Here is a 7,259-nt window from a genome sequence, read left to right on the forward strand (position 1 = left end):
GCCTTCTGCCTTAAAGCGCGTAACCTTTCATCATCACCAAAAGCTGACAAGAACCAAAGATAACTGCTAAGAAAATAGCCCCCGAAGCGACAAACATATTCCAAAAACTTACTTCAAACAAACGCACATGATGGGTAAAGTAACCTACTACGTCGCAAAAAAATGAGAAAAACACCATCGCAATCACAAAGTGAACAATGATGGGGTGTATGGGGTCGGGGTATGGAAGATTTTGGCTATTGAGAGGCAGAGTAGGTATCATTTTTTCCTTCAGTATTGACGCGCTATCATGATTTGCTGCGGTAAAAATAAAAATATAATTTTATTTAATTACGTATTTTTATTTAATAGAACCAAAGATATAGGACTAGTATTTGATTTTTGAAATTACTCGTAAAGGCAGGGAACAGGCAATAGGCAATAGGCAATAGTAAAGAAGGGTATTAGAAGTGTACGGATTTTTTTCAGAAATCAAACCGGATTCCTACAGTGTTTTTAAATTAAGTCTGAATAAATAGTTTCTGAAAGTGGGAAGCAAAAACACTATCTTTAGAATGATTTACGTAACATAAACTATTGAATAACCACTTACAACTAAGCCTGTGGGTAAGGGAACTGGGCTAGGATTAGCTATCAGCTACCCAATTATCGTTGATAAACATAATGGACAAATCAGCTGCTCGTCAATATCTGGTCAGGGAACGAAGTTTATTATGACTCTGCCTATTTAGTCTTAAATAAGTCAAGTCGGTGAAAATTTATCAGTACGTAACAAACAATTAAGCGGTTCCCTGGTGTAAATCTTTAATTTAACCTGATGTTAGATGAATTGAATAAAATATTTTTGAGCGTTTGTTCAAAATAAAATATATTAGGAAAAAGCATTGGGTTGGAATTGGCGATCGCTCTTCAAATTTTCATCAAAAAACATCGCAGAATAATTGAATTAAACTCAATCTGGGACTAGAATACTGGAAGTTTATGAAATATATGTTAATTTTATTACTTATAAAGTAGTGTATATACTTATCCAGAATCAATATTGATTAATCATTCAAAAATGTGTATAGTTAACAAATACACACAATTGGGAGACTTCAATTACCCCGTGGTTCGGCAACGAGAGTTTGATACGGACGAAGTTTTAACGATCATTATGGATTTGTTCTGGCAGCGTGGTTATGCCAACACTTCCATGAAAGATATTGTGCAAGCCACAGGAATCCAGCCTGGAAGCTTATATGCTGCCTTTGGCGACAAAGAAAAGTTATTTCAGCAAATATTCAAAAAATACACACAAGAATTCTTTCGCGCTTCTATGCCACGCCATTGTCCACCCTTGCAATGTATTCAACAATGGTTTGATCTATTGGCAAAAGCGATGATCGACGACTCGAAACAGAAGGGTTGTTTGATTATTAACACAGCCATAGAGCGCGAATCCCATTCACCGAGCACGATCGCGATTATTGAGGATCGTTTAGACGAAATTGAATCATTCTTTCATCTCAATCTTGCTCAGGCAATTGAGGACGGAGATTTGCCGAAATCATTTGCCATCGAGTCGAATGCTAAAGCATTGCTGGGATTAGTTGTGGGTATGTTAGCAGTTGCACGAATCCGACGCGATGCTCAAACCCTTAACGGCATTGCAGCAGGAGCAAGGACACTACTTCATTTAAGCTGATCCCACCCGTAATACCAATTCAAAATTCAAAATTAAGAAAACCAGATGGCATCTGGATTTTACAGTTTGTATCTGTTGCTTGATTTTAGTGAATTGGTATAAAAAGGGAATTTCACGTTGACTGATGACTGTTCTCTTAACCGTCAACGGCGTAAAAAGGCGTCTTTCATCACATCCCTAAAAGCAATAGGTTTTCCCGACACCTTTTTATGAATTAATTTTACGGTTTTGTCTTGACAATGATTTTATTTAGTTTTATCTTGAATGAGTGTTCAAATTGAACGAACGTTCAAAAATACTTGCTAACACCTCAGGAGTAAACCTTATGTCTAACTTAGTTGTTGTACACGGCTTTCCAGTCAGTCCTAATGTCCGCTCTGCCCGCATTGTGTTAATCGAGAAAGGAATTGACTACCGCTTCAACGAAATCGGGTTTGACTATCTGGGGACAGAGGAATACGCCAAGCTCAACCCATTTCGGAAGATGCCCGTATTGGAACACGGAGATTTCGTCTTGTACGAAACTCCAGCAATTTTAGGTTACGTTGATGAAGCTTTTGCTGGGCCATCCTTACAACCCACCGACGCCAAAGCACGCGCCCAGGTGCGGAAATGGATTGGTATTGCGGCAAATTATTTATATCCAGTCGGTGTGATGCAATTGTTTTTGCAACGAATAATGAGTCCGATTATGGGTGGTATACCTGATGAAGTTGTCATTGCAGAGTCAGCAAACATTACTAGTCAACATCTAGATGTCCTCGAAAACGAGCTGGCAACATCATTTATTGTAGGTAATACATTGAGCTTGGCTGACATCATAGTTGGGTCAATGGTGTACTACGTCAACATGACCAAGGAAGGATCGGCACTGATTAAAGCTAGACCCAAAACAGCAGCGTGGTTAAACAATCTCAGCCAGCGTCAGAGCTTTCAGCAAACTCTCGCCGGACTCCTAGAAGGAAAGGCACAAGGTTAGATATAAGTAGTAAGCTGATGTGCTTTGAAGTTGCACAGTTGAGATTGCTAGAAAAACGCAGATTTGAATGATGATTGGCTTCTCAATAATTTTTGTCAGACCATCATCAACACCTCAGATAACACAGGTGAGCGCTCAAGGACATGAGGGGCGTTGTCATTGTCGATCGCAAACTTCCTAGACACATCAAGTCGCTCTGACTAAATACCCTCAGTCAATGAGTGTTCATATAAACATACTCTCAAAAAAATCTATTGCCCAGGAGGTTCAAGCAATGCAGTTAGAAGGTAAACATGTAGTTGTGGTTGGTGGTAGTCAAGGCATCGGCTATGAGACTGCCCGATTGGCAAAACAGTTAGGTGCAGAAGTGACAATTGCAGGTCGCTCCTCAAGCAAATTGGAGGAGGCATCTGAGCGGCTAGGAAAAGTTTACACTGGCCTAGTAGACATCACTGATGAAGCCGCAGTAGAGCGTTTGTTTAGCACAACGGGACAGGTTGACCACGTTTATATTTCAGCTGGTAGCTTTGTCGGTGGTAAAATTCTTGATGGTTCTGTTGAGCAATTTCGCCCTGCTATTGAAAGCCGCGTTTGGGGAAGCGTTTATGTGATTCGAGCGGCTGTGCCAAAAATGCTTTCTGGTGGTTCGATTACCCTCACTGGTGGACTATCCACCGATCGCCCAGTTCCCGGTGCTTGGGCAACTGCGGTGGGAACGGCTGCGGCTGAACAAATGTCTCGTGCTTTGGCGATCGAACTAGCGCCGATTCGAGTCAATGCTGTTTCCCCTGGTTGGACTGATACTCCCATGTGGGATACAATTTTTGGCCCAGCCAAGCAAGAAGCTTTTCAAGACGTTGCCTCCAAGATTCCCACTAGACGGTTAGCAACACCTGAAGAAGTTGCCAGCGCCGTTATTTTTCTGATGACCAATCCTTCAATTACAGCCGAAGTCATTCACATTGATGGTGGTCATCGCTATGTGTAGGTATATAGCAAATGGGCAATAGGCAATAGGCAATAGGTAATAGGGAAAAATTAATTGCCTCGTGCCTGTTGCCTCTTGCCTTCATACAGTATTTTTCACCCAATTAAACCGGATAGACAAATGCAGTATCGATTACTGGGACGAACGGGTTTATACGTCTCCGAAATTTGCCTTGGTACTATGACCTTCGGTGGTGCTGGTTTTTGGAAAGCGATCGGCGAGTTGGATATTGATGCGGCTACAGAACTCGTCAAAACTGCTTTTGATGGAGGCGTGAATTTTTTTGACACAGCCGATGTCTATTCAGAGGGACAGTCTGAGGCTATTTTAGGAAAGGTACTTGTACAGTTAGGATTGCCTCGCGATCGCGTGGTGATTGCCACAAAAGTACGCGAGCGATTAGGAAACACCCCAAATCAAGTTGGATTATCTCGCCATCATATTCTGAATGGAATCGATCGCAGCTTGAAACGTCTCCAGATAGACTACATTGACCTTTACCAGGTTCATGGCTTCGACCCACTGACTCCAATTGAGGAAACTTTAAGTACTCTCAATGATGTAATTGCTGCTGGTAAAGTCCGCTACATTGGATTGTGCAACTTTTCTGCTTGGCAGATTATGAAAGCATTAGCGATCGCAGATAAATATCACTGGCATCGCTTCGAGTCGGTACAAGCATACTATTCTTTAGCTGGTCGTGATTTAGAACGCGAAATTATTCCGCTGGCTCAAGACCAACAGTTGAGCATTTTACCTTGGAGTCCTTTAGCAGGTGGTTTATTAAGTGGGAAATTTCAACGCCACAAAGACAATCCCACAGGTGCAAGGCGCACTACCTTCGACTTTCCTCCGGTTGATTTGGAAAGAACATACAAAATTATTGATGTTTTGCAGCCCATCGCCCAAAGCCACAATTGCTCCATTGCTCGAATTTCTCTAACATGGCTACTGAGCCGTAGCTATGTCACAAGTGTCCTCATTGGTGCGAAGTCTGTAGAACAGTTATGTGATAACCTAATGGCTGCTGAGTTAACACTCACAGATGACGAAATTGCTGTGATTGATCAAGTCAGTCGTTTACCCGTGGAGTATCCCCAATGGATGCTGAATTACCAAGCTCAAGAGCGATCGCCCGGAGGGAGTCGTCCAGCCTCATGATTAATATCATGTCCGATTGAAGACTTATCAATTCGGGCTGATACTAAAGACCGGGGGACGCGGTGACGCCGAGAGGTTTTTTGATCAGTCGTGTTTTCCATAAGGGAGTTTTGATATGGATCGACCTCAACTTTACGGTTGGGCATTTAGCAACTATGTTCGTGCTGTGCGAATTTTGTTACTGGAGAAGAACGTTGATTACCATTTTGAAACAGTGACATTTCAAGATTTGGCTGTGGATGATTTTAGTCACCTGCATCCGTTTCGCAGAGTCCCAGTATTAGTTCACGATCGCAAGATTATTTACGAAAGTCAGGCAATTTTGCACTACATCGATGAGTCATTCGACGGACTCTCGTTTCAACCCAAAACCCCTTTGGAGCGGGCAAGAATGCACCAATGGATGAGTGTGACAGTCAGTTATATTCAACCAATTGCCATCGGAAAAATTTTTGTACAGCGTGTGTACATCCCTGAAAACGGCGGACAGGCTGATGAGGGAACAATTAAGCGTGCCGTAATTGCGATCGCCTCTCATCTTGATGTGCTAGAAACAGCTCTGACTCAAGCTTATTTGGTTGGTGATTCCATAACTCTGGCAGATATTTTTACAGCACCTGTTCTGTTGTCAATGAAGCTTGCCCCAGAGGGCGAACAACTAATTAACAGCCGTCTGCGCTTAAAAACTTGGCTAGATCGGTTGGCAAAGCGCCCAAGCTTTGTTGAAACCACCGTACCTGTTCCCAAGTTTGGACTAGAGTTAGTTGCTTAGGGGTTTCCAGTTAAAAAAGTTCAAAAATGATTACGTATCGTTTTGAATCCCCAGCGCTGCACTGAGCTTGTCGTACCCCTACGGGGAAGCAAGCTACGCGGAGCGTCTCGTTCGCTCTTAGCGTCTCGTAGAGAAGAGAAGTGTCCCCAGTTCCCAATCCCCAGTCCCTAATCATGAACCTAAAAATCTTTGCCCTAGCGTTGGCAACCTTAATAGGCATATCTGCAAAAACAATCGCCCAGACTTTGGATCGTGCTGCCCCTCTGGCATTTCAAGGCCGTTATCTCGTTTCGATATCGGATGCAGATATGCTAGCTTCTGCCTACGTTGATGGTAAACTCGGATCTCGTGAAGGACGGGATGCTATTAGTGTAATTCCTCTAGCAGGGAAACATATCCGAGATTTACGCGCTTACGAAGCTGAGGCGAGTAATTCGGTTGCTGGGCCACCTGGGGCAGTAGCGGTTACACCTGATGGTCGTTATGCATTGGTGGTTGAAACCCTTGAGCAAAGACCCGAGGGCAATTGGCAAAAGCAAACCTTTGCGGATCTTAAGCATGGGAAGCGCTTGTTGGTGTTTGACTTGAGCAACCCGACTCGACCAACTCAAGTGCAAGAATTAGCGATCGCTGAGCGTCCTACATCCGTTAGCATCAATCGTGATGGTTCCCTTGTATCAGTTACTTTTCATCCCAAAGGATCTGGGGCAAAAACTCCTCTGGCATTAATTCCTTTAACCAACGGCAGACTAGGGCAACCAATTTATCCTGCGGTGTCCTCCTTACCACCAGGAGACGAACTAATCCATACAACTTGGCATCCTACTCAAAATACCCTAGCACTTGTTAACACAACCACTGCCGAAATCTCTTTTGCCAAGGTTGTGGGTCAGGATAGTAATCTTGGGCTTCAGTCTTGGGGAAATGTAGTAAAAATAGAAAAGGCTCCCTATATTGCACGATTTACACCAGATGGTCGGCATTTGATTGTGAATAATCTCTTTTGGGGATCGGATGTGCAGGGAACTTGGAATGAAGCCCCACGTGGCAGTGTGGTGAGTATTCGCCTAGAAGCCGACACACAAACCGATGGCTCCCCGCGCCATGCTTTGGTGTCACGAGCTATGACAAGCGTCAGCCCCGAAGGATTGACAGTTAGCCCCAATGGTCGATATGTCGTCACTACCAATTTAGAGCGAAGTTACTTACCCTACAATGACAATCGCATCACTTGGTTCTCATCGCTGACATTGATGACCCTAGATCCCCAGACGGGACAACTGAACCGAGTGGCAGATTATCCTTATGATGGGATTTTGCCTGAAGCTGCTGCCTTTGATGCTTCTAGCCAATATCTCGCGGTTGCAACCTATGACCATTTTGACGATCGCATCAAAGGTGGTTCTATAGATTTTTGGCGAATTGCTAGCGATCCCCTGAATCCACAACCGCAATTAGTACAGACTCGTTATTCTATCCCAGTCGCACGCGGCGCACATTCAATGGTACTAGTTCCCTAAACAAAGTTAGAGGGCAAAAAATTTCGAGTTTTTAGTTAATGTAGGTAAATTTTGCTACTTAAGCAGGATGGGTCAGTAAAACTTTTATTTACTAGTTATCCCAATACTGCTCGCTTTGTGCATTTTTAACTCGGCATTGGATTTGGGGAAAA

Annotated in this window: 7 protein-coding genes and 1 pseudogene; 7 read left to right on the forward strand and 1 reads right to left on the reverse strand. The window is 43.4% G+C overall.

All coding sequences use genetic code 11. The features are described from left to right. Positions 1–10: 10 nt before the first annotated feature. On the reverse strand, positions 11–259 hold the full coding sequence (locus tag ACM0OY_RS38830; RefSeq protein ID WP_414574043.1) for a DUF2231 domain-containing protein: 249 nt from the start codon (positions 257–259) through the stop codon (positions 11–13). A gap of 331 nt (positions 260–590) precedes the next feature. On the opposite strand from ACM0OY_RS38830, the pseudogene ACM0OY_RS38835 reads away from it, so the two are divergent. The 7 genes and pseudogenes from ACM0OY_RS38835 to ACM0OY_RS38865 all read left to right on the forward strand — a co-directional run. Next, positions 591–731 (forward strand): annotated as a pseudogene (locus ACM0OY_RS38835) (ATP-binding protein); the annotation flags it as partial. A 425-nt stretch (positions 732–1,156) separates the two neighbouring features. Continuing rightward, a complete protein-coding gene (locus ACM0OY_RS38840; protein WP_414574037.1) occupies positions 1,157–1,687 on the forward strand; it encodes a TetR/AcrR family transcriptional regulator in 531 nt (176 codons plus the stop codon). 325 nt (positions 1,688–2,012) lie between these two features. Then, on the forward strand, positions 2,013–2,666 hold the full coding sequence (locus tag ACM0OY_RS38845) for a glutathione S-transferase family protein (RefSeq protein WP_414574038.1): 654 nt from the start codon (positions 2,013–2,015) through the stop codon (positions 2,664–2,666). Positions 2,667–2,940: 274 nt separating this feature from the next. Continuing rightward, positions 2,941–3,654, forward strand: a complete 714-nt coding sequence (locus ACM0OY_RS38850) for an SDR family oxidoreductase (RefSeq protein WP_414574039.1) — start codon at positions 2,941–2,943, stop codon at positions 3,652–3,654. Positions 3,655–3,774: 120 nt separating this feature from the next. Then, positions 3,775–4,815, forward strand: coding sequence for an aldo/keto reductase (locus tag ACM0OY_RS38855; RefSeq protein WP_414574040.1), 1,041 nt, complete (start codon positions 3,775–3,777; stop codon positions 4,813–4,815). Positions 4,816–4,930: 115 nt separating this feature from the next. Then, on the forward strand, positions 4,931–5,587 hold the full coding sequence (locus tag ACM0OY_RS38860) for a glutathione S-transferase family protein (RefSeq protein ID WP_414574041.1): 657 nt from the start codon (positions 4,931–4,933) through the stop codon (positions 5,585–5,587). Positions 5,588–5,760: 173 nt separating this feature from the next. Continuing rightward, on the forward strand, positions 5,761–7,107 hold the full coding sequence (locus tag ACM0OY_RS38865; RefSeq protein WP_414574042.1) for a hypothetical protein: 1,347 nt from the start codon (positions 5,761–5,763) through the stop codon (positions 7,105–7,107). Positions 7,108–7,259: the final 152 nt, after the last annotated feature.

This window comes from Nostoc sp. CCY 9925, assembly GCF_963920935.1.
Taxonomy (GTDB): Bacteria; Cyanobacteriota; Cyanobacteriia; order Cyanobacteriales; family Nostocaceae; genus Nostoc.

Coding starts and splice junctions, on each gene's coding strand:
- ACM0OY_RS38840 (WP_414574037.1), top strand. CDS start 1,157: ATGGATTTGTTCTGGCAGCGTGGTTATGCCAACACTTCCATGAAAGAT.
- ACM0OY_RS38845 (WP_414574038.1), top strand. CDS start 2,013: ATGTCTAACTTAGTTGTTGTACACGGCTTTCCAGTCAGTCCTAATGTC.
- ACM0OY_RS38850 (WP_414574039.1), top strand. CDS start 2,941: ATGCAGTTAGAAGGTAAACATGTAGTTGTGGTTGGTGGTAGTCAAGGC.
- ACM0OY_RS38855 (WP_414574040.1), top strand. CDS start 3,775: ATGCAGTATCGATTACTGGGACGAACGGGTTTATACGTCTCCGAAATT.
- ACM0OY_RS38860 (WP_414574041.1), top strand. CDS start 4,931: ATGGATCGACCTCAACTTTACGGTTGGGCATTTAGCAACTATGTTCGT.
- ACM0OY_RS38865 (WP_414574042.1), top strand. CDS start 5,761: ATGAACCTAAAAATCTTTGCCCTAGCGTTGGCAACCTTAATAGGCATA.